The organism is Pelagibius marinus (assembly GCF_014925385.1).
GTDB lineage: Bacteria > Pseudomonadota > Alphaproteobacteria > Kiloniellales > Kiloniellaceae > Pelagibius > Pelagibius marinus.
On the sequence record NZ_JACSDK010000013.1, the window covers coordinates 55,490 to 79,884 of the forward strand.

General features: G+C 67.0%; 27 protein-coding genes. 19 read left to right on the forward strand and 8 right to left on the reverse strand.

The features are described from left to right. Window positions 1–2: 2 nt before the first annotated feature. From H7X47_RS15015 to H7X47_RS26350, 3 genes are read right to left on the reverse strand one after another with little or no spacing between them, the layout of a single operon-like run. Window positions 3–959 (reverse strand): AAA family ATPase, encoded by a 957-nt coding sequence (locus H7X47_RS15015; RefSeq protein ID WP_193369530.1) that lies wholly within the window; start codon window positions 957–959, stop codon window positions 3–5. Next, on the reverse strand, window positions 874–2,184 hold the full coding sequence (locus H7X47_RS15020; protein WP_193369531.1) for a DUF4350 domain-containing protein: 1,311 nt from the start codon (window positions 2,182–2,184) through the stop codon (window positions 874–876). The genes H7X47_RS15015 and H7X47_RS15020 overlap by 86 nt, the downstream gene beginning before the upstream one ends. A gap of 25 nt (window positions 2,185–2,209) precedes the next feature. After that, complete coding sequence (locus tag H7X47_RS26350; protein WP_193369532.1) at window positions 2,210–2,923, reverse strand: DUF4129 domain-containing protein; 714 nt, start codon at window positions 2,921–2,923, stop codon at window positions 2,210–2,212. Window positions 2,924–3,200: 277 nt separating this feature from the next. Between H7X47_RS26350 and H7X47_RS15030 the strand changes: the two genes are divergently transcribed. The 5 genes from H7X47_RS15030 to H7X47_RS15050 all read left to right on the forward strand — a co-directional run bounded on the left by H7X47_RS15030 (window position 3,201) and on the right by H7X47_RS15050 (window position 6,968). After that, window positions 3,201–4,127 carry a PfkB family carbohydrate kinase gene (locus tag H7X47_RS15030; protein ID WP_193369533.1) on the forward strand — a complete coding sequence of 309 codons (927 nt, stop codon included), beginning with the start codon at window positions 3,201–3,203 and terminating at the stop codon, window positions 4,125–4,127. After that, a complete protein-coding gene (locus tag H7X47_RS15035; protein ID WP_193369724.1) occupies window positions 4,127–5,038 on the forward strand; it encodes a pseudouridine-5'-phosphate glycosidase in 912 nt (303 codons plus the stop codon). The genes H7X47_RS15030 and H7X47_RS15035 overlap by 1 nt, the downstream gene beginning before the upstream one ends. Before the next feature lie 144 nt (window positions 5,039–5,182). Beyond that, window positions 5,183–5,551 carry a VOC family protein gene (locus H7X47_RS15040; RefSeq protein WP_193369534.1) on the forward strand — a complete coding sequence of 123 codons (369 nt, stop codon included), beginning with the start codon at window positions 5,183–5,185 and terminating at the stop codon, window positions 5,549–5,551. A 313-nt stretch (window positions 5,552–5,864) separates the two neighbouring features. Next, window positions 5,865–6,410, forward strand: coding sequence for a TetR/AcrR family transcriptional regulator (locus tag H7X47_RS15045; RefSeq protein ID WP_193369535.1), 546 nt, complete (start codon window positions 5,865–5,867; stop codon window positions 6,408–6,410). A 144-nt stretch (window positions 6,411–6,554) separates the two neighbouring features. Next, window positions 6,555–6,968, forward strand: a complete 414-nt coding sequence (locus H7X47_RS15050; protein ID WP_193369536.1) for an ester cyclase — start codon at window positions 6,555–6,557, stop codon at window positions 6,966–6,968. Window positions 6,969–7,357: 389 nt separating this feature from the next. Here the strand turns inward: H7X47_RS15050 and phnF are convergent, their stop codons facing one another. After that, window positions 7,358–8,080, reverse strand: a complete 723-nt coding sequence (phnF, locus tag H7X47_RS15055; protein WP_193369537.1) for a phosphonate metabolism transcriptional regulator PhnF — start codon at window positions 8,078–8,080, stop codon at window positions 7,358–7,360. 122 nt (window positions 8,081–8,202) lie between these two features. On the opposite strand from phnF, the gene phnG reads away from it, so the two are divergent. The 11 genes from phnG (at window position 8,203) to H7X47_RS15110 (ending at window position 16,614) form a co-directional block, all read left to right on the forward strand. Then, window positions 8,203–8,715 (forward strand): phosphonate C-P lyase system protein PhnG, encoded by a 513-nt coding sequence (gene phnG, locus H7X47_RS15060; RefSeq protein ID WP_193369538.1) that lies wholly within the window; start codon window positions 8,203–8,205, stop codon window positions 8,713–8,715. Between the two features lie 15 nt (window positions 8,716–8,730). After that, entirely contained in the window at window positions 8,731–9,360 is a 630-nt protein-coding gene (gene phnH / locus H7X47_RS15065; protein ID WP_193369539.1) for a phosphonate C-P lyase system protein PhnH, read from the forward strand. 4 nt (window positions 9,361–9,364) lie between these two features. Continuing rightward, window positions 9,365–10,465 carry a carbon-phosphorus lyase complex subunit gene (locus tag H7X47_RS15070; protein WP_193369540.1) on the forward strand — a complete coding sequence of 367 codons (1,101 nt, stop codon included), beginning with the start codon at window positions 9,365–9,367 and terminating at the stop codon, window positions 10,463–10,465. Then, the gene (locus H7X47_RS15075) at window positions 10,465–11,403 is read left to right on the forward strand and encodes an alpha-D-ribose 1-methylphosphonate 5-phosphate C-P-lyase PhnJ (RefSeq protein ID WP_193369541.1); all 939 of its coding nucleotides are present in this window, start codon (window positions 10,465–10,467) and stop codon (window positions 11,401–11,403) included. The genes H7X47_RS15070 and H7X47_RS15075 overlap by 1 nt, the downstream gene beginning before the upstream one ends. After that, window positions 11,400–12,185: a phosphonate C-P lyase system protein PhnK gene (gene phnK / locus H7X47_RS15080; protein WP_322096493.1), complete on the forward strand. Its 786-nt coding sequence runs from the start codon at window positions 11,400–11,402 to the stop codon at window positions 12,183–12,185. Before H7X47_RS15075 ends, phnK begins: the two co-directional genes overlap by 4 nt. After that, on the forward strand, window positions 12,182–12,904 hold the full coding sequence (gene phnL / locus H7X47_RS15085; protein ID WP_227010518.1) for a phosphonate C-P lyase system protein PhnL: 723 nt from the start codon (window positions 12,182–12,184) through the stop codon (window positions 12,902–12,904). Before phnK ends, phnL begins: the two co-directional genes overlap by 4 nt. Beyond that, on the forward strand, window positions 12,904–14,061 hold the full coding sequence (locus H7X47_RS15090) for an alpha-D-ribose 1-methylphosphonate 5-triphosphate diphosphatase (RefSeq protein ID WP_193369542.1): 1,158 nt from the start codon (window positions 12,904–12,906) through the stop codon (window positions 14,059–14,061). The genes phnL and H7X47_RS15090 overlap by 1 nt, the downstream gene beginning before the upstream one ends. 17 nt (window positions 14,062–14,078) lie before the next feature. Further along, entirely contained in the window at window positions 14,079–15,245 is a 1,167-nt protein-coding gene (locus tag H7X47_RS15095) for an alpha-D-ribose 1-methylphosphonate 5-triphosphate diphosphatase (protein ID WP_193369543.1), read from the forward strand. Between the two features lie 241 nt (window positions 15,246–15,486). Next, entirely contained in the window at window positions 15,487–15,975 is a 489-nt protein-coding gene (locus tag H7X47_RS15100) for a GNAT family N-acetyltransferase (RefSeq protein WP_193369544.1), read from the forward strand. After that, a complete protein-coding gene (locus H7X47_RS15105) occupies window positions 15,965–16,237 on the forward strand; it encodes a hypothetical protein (protein ID WP_227010519.1) in 273 nt (90 codons plus the stop codon). The genes H7X47_RS15100 and H7X47_RS15105 overlap by 11 nt, the downstream gene beginning before the upstream one ends. A 134-nt stretch (window positions 16,238–16,371) precedes the next feature. Continuing rightward, window positions 16,372–16,614, forward strand: a complete 243-nt coding sequence (locus H7X47_RS15110) for a PA2433 domain-containing protein (protein WP_193369545.1) — start codon at window positions 16,372–16,374, stop codon at window positions 16,612–16,614. Window positions 16,615–16,707: 93 nt separating this feature from the next. Here H7X47_RS15110 and H7X47_RS15115 read toward each other — a convergent pair whose 3' ends face one another. The 4 genes from H7X47_RS15115 to H7X47_RS15130 form a co-directional block, all read right to left on the reverse strand. Beyond that, window positions 16,708–17,742, reverse strand: coding sequence for a CBS domain-containing protein (locus H7X47_RS15115; protein ID WP_193369546.1), 1,035 nt, complete (start codon window positions 17,740–17,742; stop codon window positions 16,708–16,710). Window positions 17,743–17,776: 34 nt separating this feature from the next. After that, a complete protein-coding gene (locus H7X47_RS15120; RefSeq protein ID WP_193369547.1) occupies window positions 17,777–18,226 on the reverse strand; it encodes a CBS domain-containing protein in 450 nt (149 codons plus the stop codon). Window positions 18,227–18,503: 277 nt separating this feature from the next. Next, complete coding sequence (locus H7X47_RS15125; RefSeq protein ID WP_193369548.1) at window positions 18,504–18,644, reverse strand: hypothetical protein; 141 nt, start codon at window positions 18,642–18,644, stop codon at window positions 18,504–18,506. 181 nt (window positions 18,645–18,825) lie between these two features. Further along, window positions 18,826–20,172, reverse strand: coding sequence for an alginate export family protein (locus H7X47_RS15130; protein ID WP_193369549.1), 1,347 nt, complete (start codon window positions 20,170–20,172; stop codon window positions 18,826–18,828). Between the two features lie 280 nt (window positions 20,173–20,452). Between H7X47_RS15130 and H7X47_RS15135 the strand changes: the two genes are divergently transcribed. The 3 genes from H7X47_RS15135 (at window position 20,453) to H7X47_RS15145 (ending at window position 24,381) form a co-directional block, all read left to right on the forward strand. After that, on the forward strand, window positions 20,453–22,249 hold the full coding sequence (locus tag H7X47_RS15135) for a calcium-binding protein (protein ID WP_193369550.1): 1,797 nt from the start codon (window positions 20,453–20,455) through the stop codon (window positions 22,247–22,249). 112 nt (window positions 22,250–22,361) lie between these two features. Beyond that, on the forward strand, window positions 22,362–23,039 hold the full coding sequence (locus H7X47_RS15140) for a response regulator transcription factor (RefSeq protein ID WP_193369551.1): 678 nt from the start codon (window positions 22,362–22,364) through the stop codon (window positions 23,037–23,039). After that, window positions 23,017–24,381, forward strand: coding sequence for a sensor histidine kinase (locus H7X47_RS15145; RefSeq protein ID WP_193369552.1), 1,365 nt, complete (start codon window positions 23,017–23,019; stop codon window positions 24,379–24,381). The genes H7X47_RS15140 and H7X47_RS15145 overlap by 23 nt, the downstream gene beginning before the upstream one ends. Window positions 24,382–24,395: the final 14 nt, after the last annotated feature.

Consider the following 24,395-nt stretch of genomic DNA (forward strand, 5'->3'; position numbering starts at 1 on the left):
CTTCATCGCGGCGCCGGGATCTGGTCGAGGACCTGGCGGATCACGGTGTCGGCGACCAGGCCCTCGATCTCGGCGCCCGGCGCCAGGACGACGCGGTGGCGCAGGGCCGGCAGGGCGATGAACTTCACGTCGTCCGGGATCACGTAGTCGCGGCCCTGCATGGCCGCCAAAGCGCGCGCGGCGGTGGCGATCATGTTGGCCGAGCGCGGCGAGGCGCCGAACTCCAGGGACTCGTGCTCGCGTGTCGCCCGCACGATGTCGACGATGTAGTCGATCAGTTCGTCGGAAAGGCGCAGGCTCGCGATGACCTTGCGGATCTCCGCCAGGGCGGCGCTGTCGGCCACCGCCTCCAGGCCGAAGTTGGACAGGTCCGGCATGACCGTGCGGTGGCCGTGTCGGGCGACGATGGCGCGCTCCTCGTCGCGGGCCGGGTAGTCGAGGATGTGCTTGAAGAGAAAGCGGTCGAGCTGCGCCTCGGGCAGGGGATAGGTGCCTTGCTGCTCGATGGGGTTCTGGGTTGCGATGACCATGAAGTCGTCGCCCAGCGAGTAGGTCGCGCCGTCGATGGTCACCGCGCGCTCGTGCATGGCCTGCAGCAGCGCGGCCTGGGTCTTCGGCGGCGTGCGGTTGATCTCGTCGGCCAGCAGGATCTGCGTGAAGACCGGCCCCTTGGTCAGCCTGAAGTCGCTGGTCTGGAAGTTGAAGAGGTTGGTGCCCAGCACGTCGCCCGGCATCAGGTCAGGCGTGAACTGGATGCGCCCGAAGTCCAGGTTCACCGACCTGGCGAAGGACTGCGCCAGCAGCGTCTTGGCGGTGCCGGGCACCCCTTCCAGCAGGACATGACCCTCTGACAGCAGGGCCACCAGCATCAGGTCAAGGGCGGCGTCCTGTCCGACCACGGTCTTGCGAACCTGCTCCCGCACCCGGTCGCAGACCGTTTGGATCGGCTCTATGTCCATGAATCATCTCCTGTTTCCAACGGTGTAGGCGCAGTGCCGCGCGCAGCAGGGCGGGGACCGCGATAGACGGGCCGTTGATGGCTGTGGCAACGGCGTCGTAGACTTGGCTATAGCTCTCGCTGGTGCCGCGGGCCCGGCCCGTCCGGTCCAGCCAGTCGGTGAGCTTGGCGCCGCGGCGATCGCGGGGCACGTGTATGTGGCGGCCGAGGTCGTGCAGGCAGGTTTCGTGGTAGCGCTTCAGGATGTCGGCCAGATTTCCGGCGTACTCGAAGAGGCTGGCGGTGTTGGCGATGAGCACCTGCTTGCCGGCCTTGAGGCGCGGGCGCGGCGGCAACGGCGCGCCGAAGCGCCCGGCGGCGGCCCAGACCAGGATGGCGGCGGCGAAAAGACCCTGAAGCACCGCCAGGTTCAGCGGGAAGCTCAGCAGCGCCTTCCAGAGATCGGGCGACAGGGTGAAGCCATGGCTGGTTTCGTCGAAGACCGCCGCGCCGCCGCCCTGCAGCAGGGCGTCGACCATGGCCACGGCGAAGACGGCGTTGTCACCCTCGTCGATGCCGCTGTTGTTGATGATGTCGGGATCGGAGAGGACCCAGACGGTGGTGTCCCCGACCCTGTACTCCCCCAGCAGCACGCCGGCGTCGCTGTGGACGATGGGCGTGATGGTGTCGGACTTGATGAGCTGGGCGCCGTCCAGGCTGGGCGCACTGTCCCAGGCGATGCGGCGCCAGTCCGGAGTCTCTTCGCTGCGCACGATCGAGGCGTCTTCGTCGACGACGTGCAGGATCTTCTCGACATCCTTCACCTCCAGCTCGCGCAGCAACTTGATCCAGGTGCGGTTCTCATAGCCGGGAAAGCCGGACCAGCGCGGCAGCACCAGCAGCACCCGGTCGGTGTCGAACATCAGCTCCATGGACTCGATGGCGTCGGTGCTGCTGTAAGGCTGGGCCAGGATCAGCAGGCCGCCGCCGTCGTAGGCCTTGGCGGCGGAGTCGTTGCGGCTCAGCAGGACCGGAACCTCGAGGTCCTGCAGGATCTCGGTCCAGGCCCGGTGGCCGATGGCGGAGTAGGAATAGGCGTTGGTGCCGTAGGTGCCTTCGGTCTGCGGGTCGGAATAGATGGCGACCAGGGCCGCCGCGGTGAAGGCCATGAGGCCGGCGGCGATCAGCAGGACGACCGCGCGCAGGCTGAAGGTGTCGCCCGAGGGTCCGCGGGGCGGCGCGCTCATCGGGCGTTCTCCCTGCATGGGGGCCTCATGCCGGCGTCCCTTCCATGCCGTTGAAGCGCAGGAAGTCGTCGCGGCAATTGCGGTATTCGGGCTCCCTGGCGCTGCGCCCGCCGAAGTGGTTGATCTCCGAGAGGGCCACCATGCGCGTCAGCGGCGCGGTGGCTTCCCCGGGGATGGCGCTCAGGCGCAGCACCTCCCGGCTGGTCATGGCCGGGGCGACTCGCGGGCCGAGCTCGCGGCGCAGGCGCTCCATGGCGACCAGCAGCAGCAGGTGGATGGCCTCGCTGAAGCGCCCTTCGGCCGCCAGGGCGTCGGCCTCGGCCAGGGTGCGGTGCTCCGCCTCGCGGCGGGCCGGCGGCACCGCCTGCACCTTGGCCGCTTCGGCCGGCGCCACCTTGGGGCTGCGCTTGATGCCGAGACGGCTTTCAAGCAGCTCGCGGGCCAGATTGAAGAGAAAGAAGAGGATGATGCCTGCGACCACGGCGCCCAGGCCCCAGAGGATGGTGTCGACCAGCCAGGGCGGAATGGTCCACTGGTCGACCTCGGGCGCAACCTCGGGTTCCGGCTTCTCGGTCTGATAGCGGCTGTCGCCGAGCACGCGGTCGCGGCTGGCCGCGACGTCCCCAGGGGTATGCAGATTCTGCTGGGCCAGCGCAGGAAGCGCCGTCGCCACCGCCACAAGGACCGGTCCGGCGAGCGCCAGGGCGAGGCACAGCGCCAAACCTTTGATGAGACGCACGGCCCCTGCGCCGCGCGGGGCCGGCCGCCTTGGCCCTGCCTCTGTCTTCAACTCATAGTTCATTCACTGACCGATATACCCCGCAGCGCCCCGGCATTCCATGGCGAAGTTGCCGGGACGGGCCGGGCTTCTCAGCCTCCGGTCCCTTGGCAGGCTTCCAGAAACACGATCATTGTGGCGTTTTTCGGGTGGTGCCCTAGCGTTTGCCTCCCCGGTTGCCTATGGGGCCTCCCTCGGCGAAGCTGCGCCGGTCGGCAAAGTCGAAGGGGAGGAATGCTTGGAAAGCGACAGGCCGCTCAGGGTCACCGTGGTCGGGGCCTGCCACCTGGACCGCAAGGCGCGCGGTGTCGCCCCATTCGTTGCGGGGGCCTCGAATCCGGCGGAGCTGCAGAGCTGTCCCGGCGGCGTGGCGCGCAACGTCGCGGAGAACCTCTGCCGTCTCGGCGCGGAGGTCGAACTGGTGACGCGTCTGGGCGCGGATGCCGAGGGCGACGCCCTGCTGGCGGGCCTGCGGACCTCGCCCCTGGGGCTGGCGGGCGTCAGCCGTTCGCCGGCCGCGCCTACCGCCTTCCACCTCATCGCCCTGCAGCCCGACGGCGAGATGCTGGTCGCCGTCGCCGACATGCGGGTCTACGACGAGATCACCCCGGCACTGATACGGAACCTGCCGGAGAGCGTCTGGGAGTCGGAGGCGCTGATCGCGGACTGCAACCTGCCGCAGGAGACCCTGGCCTTCCTGGCCGGGCTGCGGCAAAAGGGGCGGCGGATGGCGGCGATCGGCGTCTCACCGGCCAAAGCCGGGCGCCTGCGCCCGCATCTGGCGGCCTGCGACTTCCTGCTGGTGAACCGCCGCGAGGCGGCGGTGCTGACCGGGCTGGACCCGGAAAGGGCCGCGCCCGCGGCTCTGGCGGAGGCGCTGCTGGCGGCCGGGGCGGGCGAGGTCGTCCTCACCCTGGGCGCGGCGGGGATCTGCCTCGCCGGGGCCGGGGCGGTTGTGGAACTGCCTACACTGCCGGGCCGCCTGGTCGACGTGACCGGCGCCGGCGACGCCCTGGCGGCGGCCTTCCTGGCGGCACGCCTGCAGGGCCGGGACCTGGAAAGCGCGGGGCGGCGGGCGCTGGCGGCGGCCCGCCTGACCGTGGAGACCACCGACAGCGTCAGCGCCGAGCTGACGCCCGAGAGACTGGAGCAGATCAGCGCGTGATGAAGCCCTTCGTCGAGATCCTGCCGGAGGTGCAGGAGGCCCTAGCCGCCGGCCGGCCGGTGGTGGCGCTGGAATCCACCATCATCACCCACGGCATGCCGGCGCCGCGCAATCTGAAGACGGCGCGGGCGGTGGCGCGTGAGGTGCGCGCCGGCGGCGCCGTGCCGGCCACCATCGCAATCCTCGACGGGCGGATCCGCATCGGCCTGGAGCCGGATGAACTGGAGCGCCTGGCCGGGGAGCGGGACGTGGCCAAGGTGAGCCGCGCCGACCTGCCCGCCGTGCTGGCGGCCGGCGGGGTCGGCTCCACCACCGTGGCGGCGACCATGATCTGCGCCGCGCTGGCGGGCATCCGGGTCTTCGCCACCGGCGGCATCGGCGGCGTGCACCGCGGCGCCGAGCTGAGCTTCGACGTCTCCGCCGACCTGCAGGAGCTGGCGCGCACGCCGGTCGCCGTCGTCTGCGCCGGCGCCAAGGCGATCCTCGACCTGCCCAAGACCCTGGAGGTGCTGGAGACGCTGGGCGTGCCGGTCATCGGCCACGGCTGCGACGAGTTGCCGGCCTTCTACAGCCGTGCCTCGGGCCTGGCGGTGCCGCTGCGCCGCGACAGCGCGGCGGAGATCGCCACCGTGATGCGCACCAAGTGGGATCTGAACCTGGGCGGCGGCCTGGTGGTCGCCAACCCGATCCCGGCGGAGGCGGAGATCCCCGCCGCCGAGATCGCCGGCCACATCGACACCGCCCTGGCCGAAGCGGCGGCGCAGAGCATCCAGGGCAAAGAAGTCACGCCCTTCCTGCTGGCGCGCCTGGAAGAGCTCAGCGGCGGCGCCAGCCTGGACGCCAACGTCGCCCTGGTGCTGAACAACGCGCGCCTGGCGGCGGAGATCGCGGCAGCCTACGCTGCGCTGTAGAAGCGAACTCTGGACCCAGCAGACAGTCAAGCTGGCGAGGACTGGCACTCGCTCCGGCGTCCGGTTCGTTATCGGCGCATGCGCTTGCCCGGGCCTGCAAAACACGTTAGGCCTCGCGCGGACTCACACACCTCAGGAGACCCCATGTTTGACCACGTGGTATTCGGAGTCAGCGACTATGCAGCGAGCAAAGCGTTCTTCCTCAAGGCACTCGAGCCGCTCGGCTTAGCGGTTGTCGCGGAGGGGCCGTGGGGTGTCGAGCTAAGCTCCGACGGCAAGTCTTCCTTGTGCCTGTTCCAAACCGAGGAGAAGCCGGCGTATCTTCACTTGGCCTTCGCTGCCGAAAATCGCCAGCAAGTCGAGGCATTCTATCGCGCGGCTCTGGAGGCGGGCGGTAAAGACAATGGCGCGCCTGGTCTGCGACCGCAGTACCACGCGAACTACTATGCGGCTTTCGTCATTGGCCCGGATGGCCACAATGTCGAAGCGGTTTGCCACGAACCCAAGGCCTAGAAGCCTTTGCAGCCAGATTGAATCAATTCTGTTTGCGAGCGGTGCGACGAGGACGGATCACGCCCGGGGCGACTGTGGGATGACAGCGGGGCGAGGAGCGGCCAAGTGATCCGATGAGCCGCAGGGGAACTGCGCAACCCGCTGCGGCTGCATCACGAGCCGGGCGCGCTCTGCGGCGATGCGGCCCCAGCCGTATTCGACGACGCGCTGCCTTTCGAAACCCGGACACAACCTCTGCAGCGCCATTGAAATATTAAAACGAGTATTCTATTTTCTTGCTATGGGAAGAAACAGAAAATACGAGCGCCAAGACGTGCTGGAAAAGGCGATGCATCTGTTTTGGCGGAACGGTTTCCAAGCCACCTCGATAGGTGAAGTGGCTCAGGCGACCGGAATGAATACGGCAAGCATGTACAAGGAGTTCGGCGACAAGGACGGACTGTTCGCCAACACCCTGGAGCATTACCGGGGCAATGTCATTTCACCTCGCTTCGAGATGCTGTCCAAGGAGCCGAATTTGAACGGGGTGTTCAAATTTCTCCAGAGCGTCGTGACGGGGGCGTCGAGGGACGAGTACAAGGGCTGCCTGATGATGAATCATATGACCCAGAAACATGCGATCAGTTCTGAGGCGTCAGAGATGATCGATGACTTCTGCGTCGCAATGGAATCACATCTTGAGGCGGCTTTCCGGGGTGCGCAGGCTGCCGGCGAACTGCCCGAGGATAAGGATCCGGCAGCTCTTGCAAGCTATGTCATGTGCTGTGTCCACGGCCTTGTGCTCTATGGACGGCATAAGAGCAAAAAAGCTGAAATACCAAAGCTTTATGACACAATTCGTCATGCGATTCTCTCGTGACTCCCGCTGACGCGGGCGCCGGCCTTTTGTAAAATTGACATTTTAAAATGGCCGTTCTAAAATGTCCTTATCGGGTTCCTGTCGCTCCTGACGCGGCTTGGAAACGTGGCGAAGAGACACTTTAGGACAGGGGAGACCACAAGCATGTCGATCACTGATACCGCAAAGAATTTCTTTGAAGCTTGCGAAGCCGGTAAGGGCTGGGAGGTCTGCAAAGCCTGGTGCCATGACACGGCCAGTTTTTCCTGTCAGTCGGGCGCGCTGTCCGAGACGACGACGCTCGAAGGCTATACCGATTGGATGAGAGGGCTTCTGACCCCGATCCCGGACGGGGACTATGAACTGAAGGGGTTTGCCGCGGACGAAGCGCGCAATGTTGTTCTTGCCTATGGTGTGTTTCACGGCACCCACACCGGTGACGGCGGACCGGTCGCGCCGACTGGCAGGTCCCTGGCGGCCGACTATGTCTACTCGATGGAGTTTGACGGCGGCAAGATCCGGCACATGACGAAGATCTGGAACGACGGGCATTCCTTGGCCCAGCTTGGCTGGGCATAGCGCGGCCGCTGACGACGTTCCCCGTGAGGGCTTCATTTGCCTGAGCAGGCGCACTTGTGAGCAGGCGTCCATGGGGGAGCGTCCGCTTTATCCGCTCAGCGGACATCCTCCGGCAATCGCCAATCGTTCGTCCTGGCACTCAGCGGCTGTCGTCATCGCCTCACGGTCGGCTCCGTTTCCTGATGCTGGCCTGACAGGGGCGGACAGTGTCTGCGGGTTCGATGGTCTGCCTTCATGAGAGAGTCCGGTGCCCCCTGATCCGAGACGAGTTCCGGCTCGGTCATTGAGCTCGTGGCGGTCTAGGCGGCGATGCGGCGACCGCGCCCCTTGTCACCCTCGGGACAAGCCCGAGCATGACACCCGGGGTGGTGGCGCGAGAGGGAATGTGATCAGGGCTGTACCACGAGCTGGGCGCGCTCTGCGGCCATGCGGCCCCAGCCGTATTCGACGACGCGCCCCTCGGCGTCGACGTTGACCGATTCGGTGACCAGCACCGGCTGGCTGCGCGGCAGCTCCAGCAGGCGGCATTCGTTGGCGGTTGGCAGGCGCGCGGTGATGCGGGTTTCCTTGCGCGTGTAGTCCTCGACACCGTAGTGGGCCAGCGCCTTGGTGATGGAGCGCGTCTTCTTGTAGACCTCGATCATCTCAGGAAAGCGCTTGGCCGGGAAATGGTGCGCGGCGACCGAGATCGGCCGGCCGTCCACCTTGCCGACGCTCTCGATCAGCACCACCGACGCGCCTTTGCGGAGGTGCAGATTCCTGGCCAGACTCTCGTCGGCGCTGAGGGTGATGGCCCGCACCAGGTCGCCGGAGGGAATGCGCGACTGCTTTTCGATGTTCTCGCTGAAGCGGGTGCGCTTGCCCAGCTTGTAGTCGACCATGCGCTCCTGCACGAAGGTGCCGCGGCCCTGCTCGACGCGCAGCAGCCCTTCCTGCTCCAGGAAGGCGATGCCGCGGCGCACCGTGTGGCGGTTGACGGAGAAGCGCTCGGCCAGCTCCGCCTCCGTCGGCAGCTGCTTGCCGGGGGCGAAGGCCTGCGCCTTGATGTCGCTTTCCAGGGTCTCGGCGATCTGGCGCCACAGCGCCACGCCGTCACGCCTCTGCAAGGTCATCACCGCCATCCTCTTTTCGCGGTTCCGTCATCCAAGTTTCATGAAGTTCTGCTTTACATCTCTTCGGCGCCCCTTCTAACATCAAAACATACAGACGTCTAGACGAATATGGGACTTGTCTAATGGATGCGGCTCCACGCTCGGCCGCCCCGCAAGGGGACGGCCAGTCGGCTCCGGGAGAGCGGGATCCGGCGCAGGCGGCACGCCGGCGCTGGATGTCGGTTCTGGCCAAGGCCAAGCTGAACGAACTGGAAAGCGCCTGGGAAGACCTGGCGCAAAAGCCGGCCTACGACTGGCTGCGCCGGCCGGAGGTCGGCATGGTCATGGTCCGCGCCCGCACCGGCGGCACCGGCGGCCGCTTCAACCTCGGCCAGATGACGGTGACCCGCTGCGCCCTGCGGCTGGCCTCCGGAGAGGCGGGTCTGGGGTACGTGCAGGGGCGTTCCAAGCGCCATGCCGAGCTGGCGGCGCTCTTCGACGCGCTGCTGCAGGACGAGGGCCGGCGCGGAGAGCTGGAGGACAGCGTGATCGCGCCGCTGGAAGCGTCCCACCTGGACCGCCGCACGGCGCGCAGCCGCAAGGCCAATTCCACCAAGGTCAACTTCTTCACCATGGTGCGTGGCGAAAACGAATAGGGGGCAGAACGCGTGATGGCACTGGCAACTTCACTCAACGCCAGCGGCGGCATCGACACCGCGGAGCTGAGGCCCGGCCTCGCCGATCCTGTGCACGACTCCCAGCACATCTTCCGCGGCCTGCTGACGGCGCTGGCCCATCCGGGCCGGCCGGTGACCCTGCCCGGAGACGTCGCGGGGCCGGAGCCGCTGGACCCGGCGACCACGGCGGTGGCGCTGACGCTGCTCGACTACGACACCCCGCTGTGGATCGACTGGATCGCCGATACCCCGCCCTTGCGCGCCTATCTGAAGTTCCACTGCGGCTGCCCCCTCGTGGAGCGCAGCCAGGACGCCGCTTTCGGCCTGGTGACCGACCCGGAGAACATGCCGCGCCTGGCGCTCTTCGCCCAGGGGCGCGACCAGTACCCGGACAGCTCGGCCAGCCTGCTGCTGCAGGTCCCGAGCCTGGAAGAGGGGCCGGCTGTCACCCTGAAGGGCCCCGGCATCCGCGAGACGGCGACCATCCGGCCGGCGGGGCTGCCGGACTGGTTCTGGAACGACTGGCGGCTGAACGCGGCGCAGTTCCCGCTGGGTGTCGATATCTTCTTCACCTGCGGGCGGAGCGTCGTCGGCCTGCCGCGCAGCATCCTGGCGGAGGGCTGAAGCCATGTACGTTGCAGTGAAGGGCGGCGAGCAGGCCATCCTCAACTCCCACAAGCTGATCGCAGAGGAACGCCGCGGCGATACCGAGGTGCCGGAGCTGAGCCTGGCGCAGATCAAGGAGCAGATGCAGCTCGCCGTCGACCGGGTGATGACGGAAGGCTCGCTCTACGACCGCGACCTGGCGGCGCTGGCCATCAAGCAGGCCCAGGGCGACCTCCTGGAGGCGATCTTCCTGCTGCGCGCCTACCGCACCACGCTGACCCGCTTCGGCGAGAGCGAGCCCATCGACACCTCTTGCATGGCGGTGCGCCGGCGCATCTCCGCCGCCTACAAGGACCTGCCGGGCGGCCAGGTGCTGGGCCCGAGCTACGACTACACCCACCGCCTGCTCGACTTCGCCCTGGCGGCGGAGGAGGGCGTCGGCGCGCCCGAGGCGGAGGCCGCCGAGGCCGGCGTCGACGAGAGCATTCCGCGGGTCACCGACATTCTGAACCACGAAGGCCTGATCGAGGAGGAGACCGCCCTGGACGGCGACGCGGGCGCCGTCGCGGACCTGACCCGCGAACCCCTGCGCTTTCCCGCCGGGCGCGACCTGCGATTGCAGAACCTGGCGCGCGGCGACGAGGGCTTCCTGCTGGCGCTGGGCTACTCCACCCAGCGCGGCTACGGGCGCAACCACCCCTTCGCCGGCGAGATCCGCCTGGGCGAGGTGGCGGTGGAGTTCGTGCCCGAGGAGCTGGGCTTTCCCATCGAGCTGGGCGAGATCACCGTCACCGAATGCCAGATGATCAACCAGTTCGCCGGCTCCGCCGGGCGGCCGCCGCAGTTCACCCGCGGCTACGGCCTCTCCTTCGGGCACTGCGAGCGCAAGACCATGGCCATGGCCCTGGTGGACCGGGCGCTGCGGGCGCGCGAGCTGGACGAGACCGTGGAATACCCGGCCCAGGACGAGGAGTTCGTCCTCTACCACTCCGACAACGTGGAGGCCTCCGGCTTCGTGCAGCACCTGAAGCTGCCGCACTACGTCGACTTCCAGTCGGAGCTGCAGCTCATCCGCTCGCTGCGCAGGCGCCACGACGAAGAGCAGCAGGAGGCCGCCGAGTGATGAGCGCCGCACAGCAGCAAGCGACAGAAGGCGATGACGGCTACAACTTCGCCTACCTGGACGAGCAGACCAAGCGCATGATCCGGCGCTGCCTCCTGAAGGCCGTGGCGGTGCCCGGCTATCAGGTGCCCTTCGGCGGGCGCGAGATGCCGCTGCCCTACGGCTGGGGCACCGGCGGCATGCAGGTGACGGCCAGCATCATCGGCAGGGACGACACCCTGAAGGTAATCGACCAGGGCGCCGACGACACCACCAACGCCGTGAACATCCGCCGCTTCTTCGCCCGCGTGGCCGAGGTGCCGACCACCGAGTCGACGGCGGAGGCGAGCATCGTGCAGACCCGCCACCGGGTGCCGGAAGACCCCATGAGGGAGGACCAGATCATCGTCTACCAGGTGCCGCAGCCGGAACCCCTGCGCCCCCTGGAGCCGCGCGAGATCGAGTGCCGCAAGATGCACGCCTACAAGGAGTACGGCCTGATGCAGGTCTCGCTCTACGAGGACATCGCCCGCTTCGGCGAGATCGCGACCTCCTATTCCTATCCGGTGATGGTGGGCGACCGCTACCTCATGTCGCCGACGCCGATCCCCAAGTTCGACAATCCCAAGATGGACGACTTCCCGGCCCTGCAGCTCTTCGGCGCCGGGCGCGAGAAGCGCATCTACGCCATACCGCCCTACACCAAGGTGAAGAGCCTGGACTTCGACGATCATCCCTTCGCGGTCCAGCAGTGGGAGGAGGACTGCGCCCTCTGCGGGGCCGAGGATACTTTCCTGGACGAGGTCATCCTCGACGATCAGGGCGGCAAGATGTACGTCTGCTCCGACTCCCACTACTGCGCCCGGCGGCGCGCGGAGGGCCACGAAGGCAAGCTGTCGGAATCGGCGGCCAGGGCCTACGCGGCCGCGGTAGGCGCCGCCGAAGAAGAGGAGGCGTGATCGTGGACACTTCCTCGCCTCTGCTGCGCGTACGCAACCTGACCCACGCCTACGGCAATCTTCTGGCCTGCTCCGACATCTCCTTCGAGCTGCACAGCGGCGAGGTGCTGGGCATCGTCGGCGAGTCCGGCTCCGGCAAGACCACGCTGCTGAACTGCCTCTCCGCGCGCCTCGCGCCGACCAACGGCATCGTCGAGTACGACCTGCGCGGACGCGGCCTCAGCGATATCTACGCTCTCTCCGAGCCGGAGCGCCGCTTGCTGCTGCGCACCGACTGGGGCGTGGTGATGCAGAACCCGCGCGACGGCCTGCGCATGGACGTCAGCGCCGGCGGCAACGTCGGCGAGCGGCTCATGGCCGTGGGCGCGCGCCACTACGGCGCCATCCGCCAGGAGGCGGAGGACTGGCTGACCAAGGTGGAGATGGACCTGGGCCGCATGGACGACAAGCCCAAGCACTTCTCCGGCGGCATGCAGCAGCGCCTGCAGATCGCCCGCAACCTGGTGACCAAGCCGCGCCTGGTCTTCATGGACGAGCCTACCGGCGGCCTGGACGTTTCCGTCCAAGCACGACTCCTCGACTTGCTGCGCGGGCTGGTGCGCGAGCTGCGGCTTTCTGCCATCATCGTCACCCACGACCTGGCCGTCGCCCGCCTGCTGGCCGACCGCCTCATGGTGATGAAGGACGGCAAGGTGGTGGAGACGGGCCTCACCGACCAGGTGCTGGACGACCCGCACCACCCCTACACACAGCTTCTGGTCTCCTCGGTGCTGCAGGTATGAGCGACATGACAGATGACAAGAAGGATGCGGTGATCCGCGTCGAGAACCTCTCCAAGGCTTTCGTCCTGCATGTGCAGGGCGGGGCGCGCCTGCCGGTCTTCTCCAACTTGAATCTGGAGGTGGCCGCCGGGGAAAGCGTGGCGCTCTACGGCCCCTCGGGGACCGGCAAGTCGACGCTGCTGCGTTCGCTCTACGCCAACTACAAGCCCGGCAGCGGCCAGGTCTGGGTCCGGCACGACGACGACTGGGTCGACATGGCCGGGGCTGCCCCGCACCGGGTGCTGGAGGTGCGGCGCCGGACCGTCGGCTACGTCAGCCAGTTCCTGCGCGTCATCCCGCGCATCTGCTCGCGCGATATCGTCGCCGAGCCGCTGCACGCCCTGGGCGCCGACCTGGACCAGGCCCGCGCCAAGGCCGAGGCGCTGCTGGCGCGCCTCAACATCCCCGAGGCCATGTGGGACCTGGCGCCGGCGACCTTCTCCGGCGGCGAGCAGCAGCGCGTGAACATCGCGCGCGGCTTCGTGGCCGACTATCCCGTGCTGCTGCTCGACGAGCCGACCGCCTCGCTGGACGCCGGCAACCGCGCCGTGGTCATGGACCTGATCGGCGAGGCCAAGGCGCGCGGCGCGGCCATCGTCGGCATCTTCCACGACGACGAGGTACGCGAGGCCGTGGCCGACCGGGTCTTCGACCTCTCCAAGGAAAGGGCCGTCGCCTGATGCCCCGGAAAACGTCAGGCGAACAAGTCCTGAGCAACGCCCGCATCGTGCTGGCCGACGAGGTCGTCCACGGTTCCCTGCGGCTGCGCGACGGCAGGATCGTCGAGGTGGCCTCCGGCGCCACCCCCGTTAAGGGCGCCGAGGACCTGGGCGGCGACTACCTGCTGCCCGGCCTGATCGATCTGCACACCGACCACTTCGAGAAGCACGTGCTGCCCCGCCCCGGCACCCGCTGGGACATGGTCTCCGCCGTCATGGCGCACGACGCCCAGATGGCCGCCGGCGGCATCACAACCACCTTCGACTGCGTCTGCGTCGGGGTCAGCATCAAGCATCCGGAGCGCCGCGAGATCTTCCGCCCGATGATCGACGCGGTGCGCGAGGCCCGCGACAACGACATGCTGCGCGCCGACCACATCGTGCATCTGCGCTGCGAGGTGACCGACGAGGTGGTGGTCGAGCTCTTCGACTCGGTAGCAGACCACGCCGCCGTCGGCATGATGTCGCTGATGGACCATGCCCCGGGCCACCGCCAATATCCTGACATCAGGCGCTTCCGCGAGCGCACGATGAAGAACCTGAAGCTCAGCGAGGCCGAGGCCGACGCCCACATCGAGCGCCTGCTGGCGGCGCAGGAGTACACGGTGCCGCGCAACCGCCGCGACCTCGCCCGGCGCGCCAAAGAGCGCGGCCTGGCGCTGGCCAGCCACGACGACGAAACGCCGGAGCACGTGGCGGAAGCGGCCGAGCTGGGCATCACCGTTTCCGAGTTTCCGACCACCCTGGCGGCGGCCAAAGCGGCGCGTGACAATGGTATGAAAATCATCATGGGCGCGCCGAACCTGATGCGCGGCGGGTCCCATTCCGGTAATGTATCGGCGGCGGAGCTGGCCGCCGAAGGACTGCTCGACAATCTGGCCTCCGACTATGTACCGGCTAGCCTGGTGCAGGCGGCTTTCCGTCTCGCCGACCCGGCGCACGGTCTGGATCTGCCCCAAGCTGTAGCCACGGTCAGCGCCGTCCCGGCGGCGACGGCGGGCCTCGACGACCGGGGCCGCATCGAGCCGGGCCTCAAGGCCGATCTGCTGCGCGTGGCGCTGATCGGGGACCAGCCCTTCGTGAAGACAGTCTGGCGTGACGCAAAACGGGTGATGTGATGCTGCAGGAAGAATTTATGGAACGGCTGGTCTCGGCGGAAGACAACTCGCTGCGTCTCGCCAACGCCGAGGTGGTGACGGCCGAGGCGGTGTTCCGCGGCAGCGTCACCGTGGAAGACGGCGTCATCACCGCGGTGGAGGAGGGCGGCGCCGTGCCGGGCGACGCCCTGGACTGCGGCGGCGAGCTGCTGATCCCCGGCCTGGTCGACCTGCACACCGACCACTGCGAGCGCCACGTGGTGCCGCGCCCCGGCGTCCACTGGGAGCCCCTGCAGGCGGCCATCGCCCACGACGCCCAGGTGGCGGCGGCCGGCATCACCACGGTCTTCGATTCCCTGGTGGTCGGCCTGCGCGACGCCGACCAGACCCGCCGCGACCTGCTGGGCGAGATCATGGCCGCGGTGGAGAAGGGCGAGGAGCTGGGCGTCTTCCGCAGCCAGCACCTCTTGCACCTGCGCTGCGAGGTGACCGACCCGACGCTCTTGGACCAGATCGCCCCGCAGATGGACCACCCGCTGCTGCAGCTCGTCTCGGTCATGGAGCACACCGTCGGCCAGCGCCAGTTTCCCGACCCGGAGAAGTACCGCGAGGTTCTGGTGAAGCTGTTCCACGTGCCCGCGGACCAGGTGGACGAGCGTTTCCGCCGCGATGCCGAGGCTTCGCGCACCTTCGCGCCGACCTACCGCGAGGCGGTGGCCAGGATGGCGGCCGAGCGCGGCATCCCCGTGGCCGCCCACGACGACGAGACCCCGGAGCACGTGGAGGAGGCGTCGCGCCTGGGCATGACCCTCTCCGAGTTTCCAACCACCATGGTCGCGGCGGAGGCGGCCAAGGAACGCGGCATGACCACCATCATGGGCGCGCCCAACGTGGTGAAGGGCGGCAGCCAGTCCGGCAACCTCTCGGCCCTCGACCTCGCCAGGGCGGGCCTGCTGGACGTGCTGGCCTCGGACTACGTGCCGATCTCCCTGCTGGCCGCCACCCTGCGCCTCACCGAGGATGACGTCGGGATGTCGCTGCCCGAGGCGGTGAAGATCGCCAGCCTCAACGCCGCCAGGGCCGCCGGGCTGGACGACCGCGGCGAGATCGCCCCGGGCAAGCGCGCCGACCTGCTGCGCGTGCGCCAGGTCGGCGACCACCCGGTGATCCGCACGGTTTATACCGCGGGCAGGCGGGTGGCGTAAGGCGCCGCGCGCCCACCCCCTCACCCAGCTTCGTCTAGGCTCGCTTCGCTCACCAAGACTGCGCAACCCTCTCCCCCTTTCAGGGGGCGAGGGTTCGTTTTTTTGCCCCTCGGCCCACTTGCGGGGAGAGGAAGGGGCTCGCGTCAGCGGGAGGGTGAGGGGTTGTTGCCACTTGCGCGCTGCGGGCCGACTGGGGCAACTTCCGGCTGGTTCACCAAGAGCAATGATTGTAAGTCCACCCATGATCATCCGAGAAGACGACCTCAGCGGGCCTGAGATATTGGCCCTGCTGGAAGCCCACCTGGACCTCATGCGGTCGATCTCGCCGCCGGAGAGCGTGCACGCGCTGGACCTGGATGGGTTGCGATCGCCCGATGTCACCTTCTGGACGCTCTGGGACGGTCCGGCGCTGCTCGGCTGCGGCGCGCTGAAGCAGCTCGATCCCACCCACGGCGAGATCAAGTCCATGCACACGGCGGCGGCGGCGCGCGGCCGCGGCGTGGCGCGCCGCATGGTGGAGCACATCCTGGAAGAGGCGCGCGCGCGCGGCTACCGGCGCCTCAGCCTGGAGACCGGCGCCACCGAGGATTTCGCCCCGGCGCGCGGGCTCTACAGCCGCTTCGGCTTCGCCACCTGCAGGCCCTTCGCCGACTATGTCCTCGACCCCTTCAGCGCCTTCATGACCCTGGAGTTGCGGGAAGGCGAAGTGGAATCGTCGCGTGGAGCATAAGAACAAGGTGGTGGCGTCGATCAATGCGCCCAGTTCATACGCAGGGGGCGAAAGCCGCTGCGTCGATGTCTTCCGGCGGCCGGACGGGACCTTCGGCTTCGAGGAATACCGCCGCGATGTGGAGGACGCCCGCGGCTGGTTTCCCGTCGGCTTCTTCGGGGAGCGGGTCTTCGGAAGCGCCGAGGCGGCGCTGGATGAGGCACGGCAGAAGGTGTCCTGGCTGGGCGCCGCCGCGCAGCGGCCCGACGCCTCCGAAAGCTGAGGCGATCACGAGTTTGTGATCGCCCGCTGCCCCTTGGCCCGCGAATGGCCCTGGCCGCCGGACGGGGGGATGGGGTTCACTTGGGCTTGCCGCTCTGCCTTGATCTTCACAGCCATCCTTGGAGGAAGTTCGAGATGAAAGCACTTGTATCCGCGGCTCTCCTGTCCCTGGCCCTTGCCGGGCCGGCCTTCGCCTCTCAATGCCCGTCCGACATCGCCAAGATCGACCAGGCGTTGCAGACGGCCAGCCTGAGCGCCGACCAGAAGGCGCAGGTCATGGAACTGCGCAACGAAGGCGAGCGCCTGCACCAGGGCGGCCAGCACGCCGCCTCGGTGGAGACCCTGGCTCAGGCCAAGGAAATCCTCGGCGTCCAATAGCCAGTCCCGGCGGCGGACTCGGTAGGGCGGACCCGGCGGTCGGCCGGGCCCGCCCAGACGCTAAACCGTTTCCGGGGCCGCTTCGCCAGCGGGTCAAGCCGCATGGTGAAAGATCGGCGCGTCGGGCAGCTCGTGAAGAATGTGCCGGTACAGCTTTTCGAACTCTGCCCTGCGTTCCCGCCCGAACAGGGGATCACTGTCGCGCCTGAAGGCCGCGGCGATCTGCCGCCAATCCGCGTCCGTCAAGTACCTTGCCGCCAGGGGCATGAATACCCTCTCTTCCTGGCGCATGTGCGCCCCTTCGAATTCGACGTAGTGCTTCACCGCCTGCCGAAAGCGCTCGCGGCTGGCCGGGTCGCGGGCCAGGTCCGGCAGCGTGGCTCGAAGTCCTGTAAGCAGCAGCTTTCCGGTCTCGTGTTCCTTGACCAACTGGTCGATCACTTCCGACTCGCCGGGCCTCCGGCGGCGCAGGGCAGAGAAGAGGAAACGCTCTTCCTTGGGGTGGTGGATCGTGTCCGGGAAGGCATCCATGTAGTCAAGAATCGCCGAAAGCAATCCGCTGTCCACCTCATGCTCCATTTTGCCGAGGCTTTGTGCGAGATGCCGCAGGCACACAAGAACGCATCCGATTCTGCGGTGCTCCTCGTGCAGGATATTCAGGACTTCCGGCATGTCCTCTCCGCGTGCCGCCGGCGGAGCAATGAAGAATTCGAACTCATGGGCCTCCAACTGCTTTTCATGACGGAGCAGATGGAAGATGTCCCGCAGGTTGATGATGCCCAGGAACTTCTCATCCTCACCGACTACGGGGATCCGCCTGAGACCGTGGCTGTCCAGGCGCGACCAAGCATCGCTGAGCGTCTCATCCGGCCTGCAAGTGACGACCTTACGGGTCATCACGGCATCGATGCGCGACCCGCAGTTGCACGTCTCGCCCGGGCAACAGGCGATGTGCCGCATGATGTCGCTATCGGTAACGATGCCCAGCACCCGCCCTTCGTTGTCGCAGACGACGATGACGCCGACATGCTTGTCCAGAAGCATCGCGGCGGCCTCGGCAAGTGTCGCATCCGAGGGCATTGTCGCGGCCTCTCTGTCTTTCTTGCGAAGGGCTGTCTCAACGAGCATTGTCCGTCTCCTCGTCACAGCCGCGGATCAAGGCTTACTGATATCCGACCCCGAAGAAATAGTGCTCGAGGTCACCTTCCTCGATCTCAGCCGCTTGGTACTGGTGGAGCAGAAGTTCGCGCAAACTGACAAGACCGATCAACCGGCCATCGCCATCAACAACCGGAACCCGCCGCAGGCCCCGCTCAATCATCATTGCCCGAACGTCATCCAGATCATCTTTCCTGCTGCAGCTTGCAACTTCCTGCACCATGATCTTGGAAACCGGGGCGTTGCAGAGGTATGCGCCTCCCTTGCAATTCACGATGTCGCCTAAGATGTCGCTCTCGGTGACGACGCCGAGGACCCTGTGTTCGGAATCGCAGACGACAACCACATCAATATGTTGCGCCGCCAGCAAGGCCGCCGCCTCAGCGACCTTGGCCTGGGCCCCGATTGTCGCTTCCGTCCCGCGTTGCTTTTGCAGAAGATCTTTGATCATCATAGCGGCCCTCCCGCACCGGTCTTGGTGCTTCTGCCGAGCGCTCATGACCACACCGCATATATGGGTACCGGGCCTGCGCCGATCAAGCCGGGATCACAGATGGTCTTCGCCGGGTAGTGGAAGTCGGAGGGCAACGGACATCTGCGGTATCGCGTCGGTGCCGGAACGAGTACCCAGAGACGATCCGGCCGGCGGCTAGAGGGTCATCGCCGCATTTCCGCTAAAGCCTCAGCCTTGAGTTCGCCTGGCTCGCCCGGGATGGCGGTTGTGAAGGCCGTCAACTCTTCCCGGTCGAGTAGATGTAGTCGGCGCCGCGCACGGTCTTGATGCGGGCCAGCAGTTCGCGCAGGTCGACCGGCTTGCCGAGATCGTCGGGGCCGCCGGCTTCGACAAGCCCGACGACCTGCAGCCGCGCCACATCATGGTGCGCCAGAAGAACGGCGAGACCCTCTCCGCCGAGGAAGCCTACTGGACGCTGGAAAGGGCGCCCTCATCAACGGCGACTGTGAAAAGTCCGACTACACCCGCTTCTGGAACATGGCGCGGGCCGAGAGCTTCCAGCCGGTGGGGTGAGGGCAACCGACCGCCTCGCGCCGCTTCTAGAAGTCGAAGCTGACCTCGACTCTGGCTAGGAAGGCAGCGTCGTTCTCTGCGGAATAGGCCTTGCCCGGCAGGAAGACTCCGACAGCCGCCTCGATATCGACCGCTTCGATCTCGCTCAAGCCCAGCACCAGGTCGATCTCGTCGCCAAGGTGGTGGTGGCGCCCGCCGGGATCCGCGTCCAGCGCGGCTTCGCGCAGAAAGTCCGCCGCCTGAGGCTGCCAGTAGCGATGATAGACGAGATCGAGCGAACTGCCTTCGCTCGGGCGCAGGCCGAGCCCGGCGGTCAGCACGACAAGGTTGCTGAGTTCGGGATCGAGGACCTCGCCGTAGTACTTGAAGCGCGTGATTCCGTTGAATCCATCCTGGTTCTCCTGCAGGCCGCTCTGGCGGAACGCATGGTCATGGCCGTCCTCCGGGTCGCTGTCGCCCGATCCGAAGGCGGCGGCCAGGGTGCCCGACAGCCCGAGCGGCGCGTCGGACACCACGGTAACGCCGGCGTCGAGCGCGAAGCCGCTGACCTGGCTTTCGTCTTCGCGGCCGAATACAAAAGCGCTGTCCAGCCACCATCCACCGCCGCCCGGCCAGTCGGCGATGGCCTGCACGCCGAGGAAGGTGAGGTCGTCCGCGTCGGCGTCCCGGTTGTCGCGGATGAGGACATAGCCGTTCGCCTCGAAGGTTTCATCGGGCCTGTAGCGCAGCTTGGCCAGGTAGTTGTCGATCGCGGTGATGGAGTCCTTGTGCAGCAGGTCGTAGTCGAAGAACTGCTCGCGGTTGGCGGCCAGCTCCAGACCAAAGGGGCTGAGGCGCAGAAAGGTGCGCAGGCCATCCAGTTCCTGGTCCATCAACCATTCGCGCCGGTCCCGCAGGCGCGCCCGGCCCACCTGCAGGGAGAGGCTCTCGACGATATCCGAAAAGGTCAGGTAGGCCTCGTCAACGATCAGCTTAGTTTCCGGATCGGGCTCGTCGCCCGGCGCGCGGAAATCGAAATCCCTTTCCAGGTGAACCTCAAGGTAGGCGAAGATGTTCTCCGAGACGTCGAGTCCGAAGCTGACCGCGAGTTCGGGGTTCAGGCGGGCAAGGTCCTGATCCTCCGAGGCGTCGAGATCGAAGTCGCCTTCGTAGTTGAATTCGCTGTCCAGTGCCGCCCCGAAGGACAGCTGCTCGGTGAGCCGGTAGCTGAGCTCAGGCGGGTTCTCGATGTCGAAGAGGATGTGGCGGTCTTCAAGCTCTTCTTCTTCCTGCTGCTCCTGGGCCAGCGCCAGTGGGGCCCATAGCAGCGTCGCGGCGGAGAGCGCTGCAAGCGGACCGAAGGCGGGGCGCCGCGCATGCCGTATCTTTAGCATTGCCGGAAAGCCCTCTTCGGTGATCTCGGACCCCTCTCTGACCTGACTGCATGATGGCCGCTCCTCCACGTGTCATGTCAAGGCAGAAGCGAGCAGCACCGTGAAACATAGGTGCAGTGCAGCAGGTTCCTTACCGATCCGTAAGGTGCGCGGCTGTCCTGCGGTAAGCCCGGTGCTCGCAGACTGCAGGGGCCAGCGCCGGTTCGGTGGACCCGGTCGGAAGCTCCTCTCGCGTATTGCAGCGCTGGTCGGGAGGAGCCCGGAGAAAGGTGGACGAGAAATGGCGATCCTTCCCAACTACGGGGCGGCGGTCTTCGTGCCCGGAGCGCCGGTCGACAATACCTACTTCCCGCTCATCGAAGGCAGTGTGCTGAGCTACAGCGGCAGCAAGGTGGACGAAGACAGCGGCGAGACCGAGACCGAGAGCAACGACGTCTTCGTCACCTTCGAAACGACGAGCATCGACGGAGTGCAGGTCGTCGTGGTGCATGATACCGGCTACCTGGACGGTGTGCTGATCGAGGACACTCTCGACTATTATGCCCAGGACACGGACGGCAACGTCTGGTACCTCGGCGAACTGTCCTACAGTTACGAGTACGACGACGACGGGCAGTACATCGCCACCAGCACGGAGGGTTCCTGGGAGACCGGCGTCGACGGCGCGCTGCCCGGCTGGGCCATGCCGGCGGACCCGCAGGTGGGTGACAGCTACTACCAGGAGTTCCTTGCCGGCGAGGCCGAAGACGAGGGGCTCGTGCTCGGCACGGACGAGGATGTCTCCATCGCCTTCGGTGATTTCGATCAGGTGTTGCAGACCCAGGACACCACCGCCCTGGAACCCGATGTCCTGGAGTACAAGTACTATGCCCCCGGCGTCGGTCAGATCCTGACCGAGGAGGATATCGACGAGGAAGGTGAGCCGGAGCTCAGCGTCGAGCTGATCGGCATCCGCCAGACCGGCCCCGGCGCCCTCGGCGAGGACGTCGACCACCCGGACATCGAGGACTTCACGCCAAACTCGCCGCTCTACGTCACCTATCTCGGCCAGGAAGCTCTCTACGAGAGCGCCCTCGGCGCCTACGTTTTCGACCTGGAGACGCATGAGATCGGCGAGGGTTGGATCCTCTTCGACAGCTCGGAAGACCTGGAGTTCGGCGAGCAGATCGAAGTCGACCTGGAAGAAGGCCAGGGGCTCGGCCTGTTCCTGATCTCCGATGTCGAGGACTACCCCCTCGACCTCTCCGAGTTCGAGGAGGGTGGTCTCTACTTCCAGAACTTCCTTACCGGCGAGGCCGCGACCCTGGACGACAACCTCGCGCCGCTGATCACCGACGAGGAGGGCGTGCCCCTGCCGATCCAGGGCTTTCATGCGCTGGGTGGCGAGGACGGTTTCAATTTCCTCAATCCGGCGGCCGGCTCTCAGGCCACCGAGCTGGATTTCGACTGCCTCGATGTCGGAGGGGAAGACGGCCTCACCGTCGTCGGCTTCGAGGACCTGCGCATCACGGATCCGGACTTCGACGGCGACTACAACGACTTCCTGGTCGCGGTCAGCCGTGACCCGGCGGAAGACCTGCTCGAGTTCGACGACCTGATTGTCGGAGATAACCACAACGATCACTTGATCGGCGGCAGGGAGGACGAGATTCTGCTCGGCCTCGGCGGCAATGATCGGCTCTTCGGCGGCCGCGGCGGTGACGGGCTGCAGGGTGGTGATGGCGACGATCGGTTGTTCGGCGGCGCCGGCGACGACCGGCTGTGCGGCGATGACGGCGACGACTGGCTTTTCGGCGGCCGCGGCGACGACACGCTGACCGGCGGCGCCGGGGACGACCGCATGAACGGCGGCCTGGGGAGCGACGTCTTCTCCTTCGGCCTCGACGAGGGCGACGACATCGTCTACGGCTTCGAGGCCGATTGCGACAGCATCGATCTCAGCGCCACGGCACTCACCTTCCAGGATCTGACCATTCAGCAGATTGCGTCCGGGACTCAGATCGACCTGGGTGCCGGCTCGATCCTGCTGGCGGGGGTGCAGGCGCCCGAGATCGACGAGACCAGCTTCGTGTTCTGAGGCGTGCCGGGGCGGCAGCCGCGCACTCCGGCCGCACGCTCAGGCTGTGGCGGGCCGCGGCAGGTGGTGTAGACTCCCTGTCCGCGGCCCCGCGACGGAGGTGCGAGGTGCTTTGAAAGTACTGCTGATCGAAGACGACGACGAAACGGCCGAATTCATCGAGCGTGGCCTGAGGGAGCAGGGCGACATGATCGACCGTGCCGCGACCGGCCGCGATGGGATGTTCCTGGCCGGCGACGGCGATTACGACGTCTTGATCGTCGACCGGCTTCTGCCCGGCATGGATGGGCTGAACGTGGTACGGCTGCTGCGCGAAGCCGAGGTGACCACGCCGGTGCTGTTTCTCAGCGCTCTCAGCGGGCTGGACGACCGAATCAGCGGCCTTGATGCCGGCGGCGACGACTACCTGGTGAAACCCTTCGCCTTTGCCGAACTGCGCGCGCGGCTGCGCGCGCTGGTGCGGCGGCCGCCGATGGCCGCGACCAGCAACCTGCTGCAGGTGGCGGATCTGACGCTGGACCGGCTTGCCCGCCGGGTGGAGCGTGCCGGCCAGCGCATCGAGCTGCAGCCGCGCGAGTTTCGCCTGCTCGAATACCTGATGGAGCACCAGGGTGAGGTGGTTACCAGGACCATGCTGCTCGAACACGTTTGGGAGTATCACTTCGAGCCGAAGACCAGCGTCGTCGAGACCCACATGAGCCGGCTGCGCACCAAGATCGACAAGCCCTTCGAGGCAGAACTGATCAAGACCGTCCGAGGATCGGGATATGTTCTCACGGCGCCCGACTAAGATCTTCGCCTCGGCCTCGTTCCGCCTGACGATGGCCTATGCGGCGGTCTTCGTCGTCGTCACGCTCACCGTGATCTTCGCCGGCGGCGCCGCAGCGATGGCGATCTTCCGGGCAGAGCTGAAGGACGAGGTGGCCGAGGAGCTGCGCGCACTGGCGGCCGAGGCGGCGCAGGGGCGGGAGACGCTCCTAAACGCGCTGGCGGCGCGCGCGGCCAAGACGGGCGAGACCGGCCTATCCTATCAGCTGGCCGGGCCAAGCGGAGAGGCGCTGTTCGGCGACCTCGGCCTCTCCCGTTTCGAGAGCGACTGGTTCGAATTCGTGCCGGTGGGCGAGGACGACGAAGAGGAATGGCTGGGCAGGGCGGAGCGGCTGCCGGACGGGTCGTGGCTGGCGGTGGTGAGCGACCTGGAACAGGTGCACGACACCTGGGAGCTGATGGTCGCGGGCACCGGCTGGACGCTCGCCATCTCGCTACCGCTGGCCCTGCTGTGCGGCGCCATGATGAGCGCCATGGTGCTGCGGCGCATAGAGGCGATCGACGCGACGGCAGCGCGCATCCGCGACGGTGGTCTGCACGAGCGCGCGCCGCTGCGCGGTAGCGGCGACGAGTTCGACCGCCTGACCGCCAACATCAACGCCATGCTCGACAGCATCGAGGCGCTGACCCGCAACATCCGCGACGTGTCGAGCGGCATCGCGCACGATCTGCGCACGCCCCTGACCCGGGTCAGCAACCGCTTGGAGTCGCTGCAGGAACGCCGGCCGGCGGGCGCGGAGCTCGAGTCTGAGATCGAGGCGGTGAAGTCCGAGATCAGCACGCTGCTCGTCACCTTCGACGCGCTGCTGCGCATCGGCGAGATCGAGGCGGGCACGCGCCGGGCGGGCTTCCGCACTCTCGACTTTTCGGCGCTGTCCGGCGAGTTGGCGGAAACCTATGAAGTGATGGCGGCGGAGAGCGGCAAGCGCCTCAGCAGCCAAATCGCTCCGGGGGTGCAGCTGCAGGGCGACCGCGCCCTACTCGTGCAGATGATCGCCAATGTACTCGAAAATGCCATTGTTCACACCGCGTCCGGCACCGAAATCTCGCTGTCGCTCTCCCCTGCCACCGACGGCGCCCGCCTGGTCATCGCCGACACAGGCCCGGGAATACCGGAAGCAGAGCGCCAGCGGGTCTTCACACGCTTCTACCGCGGCGACCGCAGCCGCCGCACGAATGGCAACGGGTTGGGCATGAACATCGTGCGCTCGATCGCCGGGCTGCACGGGATCAAGGTGACCCTCGCGGACAATGCGCCCGGACTGCGTGTAGAGTTCCTGGTGCCGAGGGAGTCGCTTCGCTAGTCCAGCCCCCCGTA

Excerpts from the sequence above, each read along its gene's own strand:
- H7X47_RS15015 (WP_193369530.1), bottom strand. The coding sequence starts at position 959 with ATGGACATAGAGCCGATCCAAACGGTCTGCGACCGGGTGCGGGAGCAG.
- H7X47_RS15020 (WP_193369531.1), bottom strand. The coding sequence starts at position 2,184 with ATGAGCGCGCCGCCCCGCGGACCCTCGGGCGACACCTTCAGCCTGCGC.
- H7X47_RS15035 (WP_193369724.1), top strand. The coding sequence starts at position 4,127 with ATGAAGCCCTTCGTCGAGATCCTGCCGGAGGTGCAGGAGGCCCTAGCC.
- H7X47_RS15040 (WP_193369534.1), top strand. The coding sequence starts at position 5,183 with ATGTTTGACCACGTGGTATTCGGAGTCAGCGACTATGCAGCGAGCAAA.
- H7X47_RS15050 (WP_193369536.1), top strand. The coding sequence starts at position 6,555 with ATGTCGATCACTGATACCGCAAAGAATTTCTTTGAAGCTTGCGAAGCC.
- phnF (WP_193369537.1), bottom strand. The coding sequence starts at position 8,080 with ATGACCTTGCAGAGGCGTGACGGCGTGGCGCTGTGGCGCCAGATCGCC.
- phnG (WP_193369538.1), top strand. The coding sequence starts at position 8,203 with ATGGATGCGGCTCCACGCTCGGCCGCCCCGCAAGGGGACGGCCAGTCG.
- phnH (WP_193369539.1), top strand. The coding sequence starts at position 8,731 with ATGGCACTGGCAACTTCACTCAACGCCAGCGGCGGCATCGACACCGCG.
- H7X47_RS15070 (WP_193369540.1), top strand. The coding sequence starts at position 9,365 with ATGTACGTTGCAGTGAAGGGCGGCGAGCAGGCCATCCTCAACTCCCAC.
- H7X47_RS15075 (WP_193369541.1), top strand. The coding sequence starts at position 10,465 with ATGAGCGCCGCACAGCAGCAAGCGACAGAAGGCGATGACGGCTACAAC.
- phnL (WP_227010518.1), top strand. The coding sequence starts at position 12,182 with ATGAGCGACATGACAGATGACAAGAAGGATGCGGTGATCCGCGTCGAG.
- H7X47_RS15090 (WP_193369542.1), top strand. The coding sequence starts at position 12,904 with ATGCCCCGGAAAACGTCAGGCGAACAAGTCCTGAGCAACGCCCGCATC.
- H7X47_RS15095 (WP_193369543.1), top strand. The coding sequence starts at position 14,079 with ATGGAACGGCTGGTCTCGGCGGAAGACAACTCGCTGCGTCTCGCCAAC.
- H7X47_RS15100 (WP_193369544.1), top strand. The coding sequence starts at position 15,487 with ATGATCATCCGAGAAGACGACCTCAGCGGGCCTGAGATATTGGCCCTG.
- H7X47_RS15110 (WP_193369545.1), top strand. The coding sequence starts at position 16,372 with ATGAAAGCACTTGTATCCGCGGCTCTCCTGTCCCTGGCCCTTGCCGGG.
- H7X47_RS15115 (WP_193369546.1), bottom strand. The coding sequence starts at position 17,742 with ATGCTCGTTGAGACAGCCCTTCGCAAGAAAGACAGAGAGGCCGCGACA.
- H7X47_RS15120 (WP_193369547.1), bottom strand. The coding sequence starts at position 18,226 with ATGATGATCAAAGATCTTCTGCAAAAGCAACGCGGGACGGAAGCGACA.
- H7X47_RS15130 (WP_193369549.1), bottom strand. The coding sequence starts at position 20,172 with ATGCTAAAGATACGGCATGCGCGGCGCCCCGCCTTCGGTCCGCTTGCA.
- H7X47_RS15135 (WP_193369550.1), top strand. The coding sequence starts at position 20,453 with ATGGCGATCCTTCCCAACTACGGGGCGGCGGTCTTCGTGCCCGGAGCG.
- H7X47_RS15145 (WP_193369552.1), top strand. The coding sequence starts at position 23,017 with ATGTTCTCACGGCGCCCGACTAAGATCTTCGCCTCGGCCTCGTTCCGC.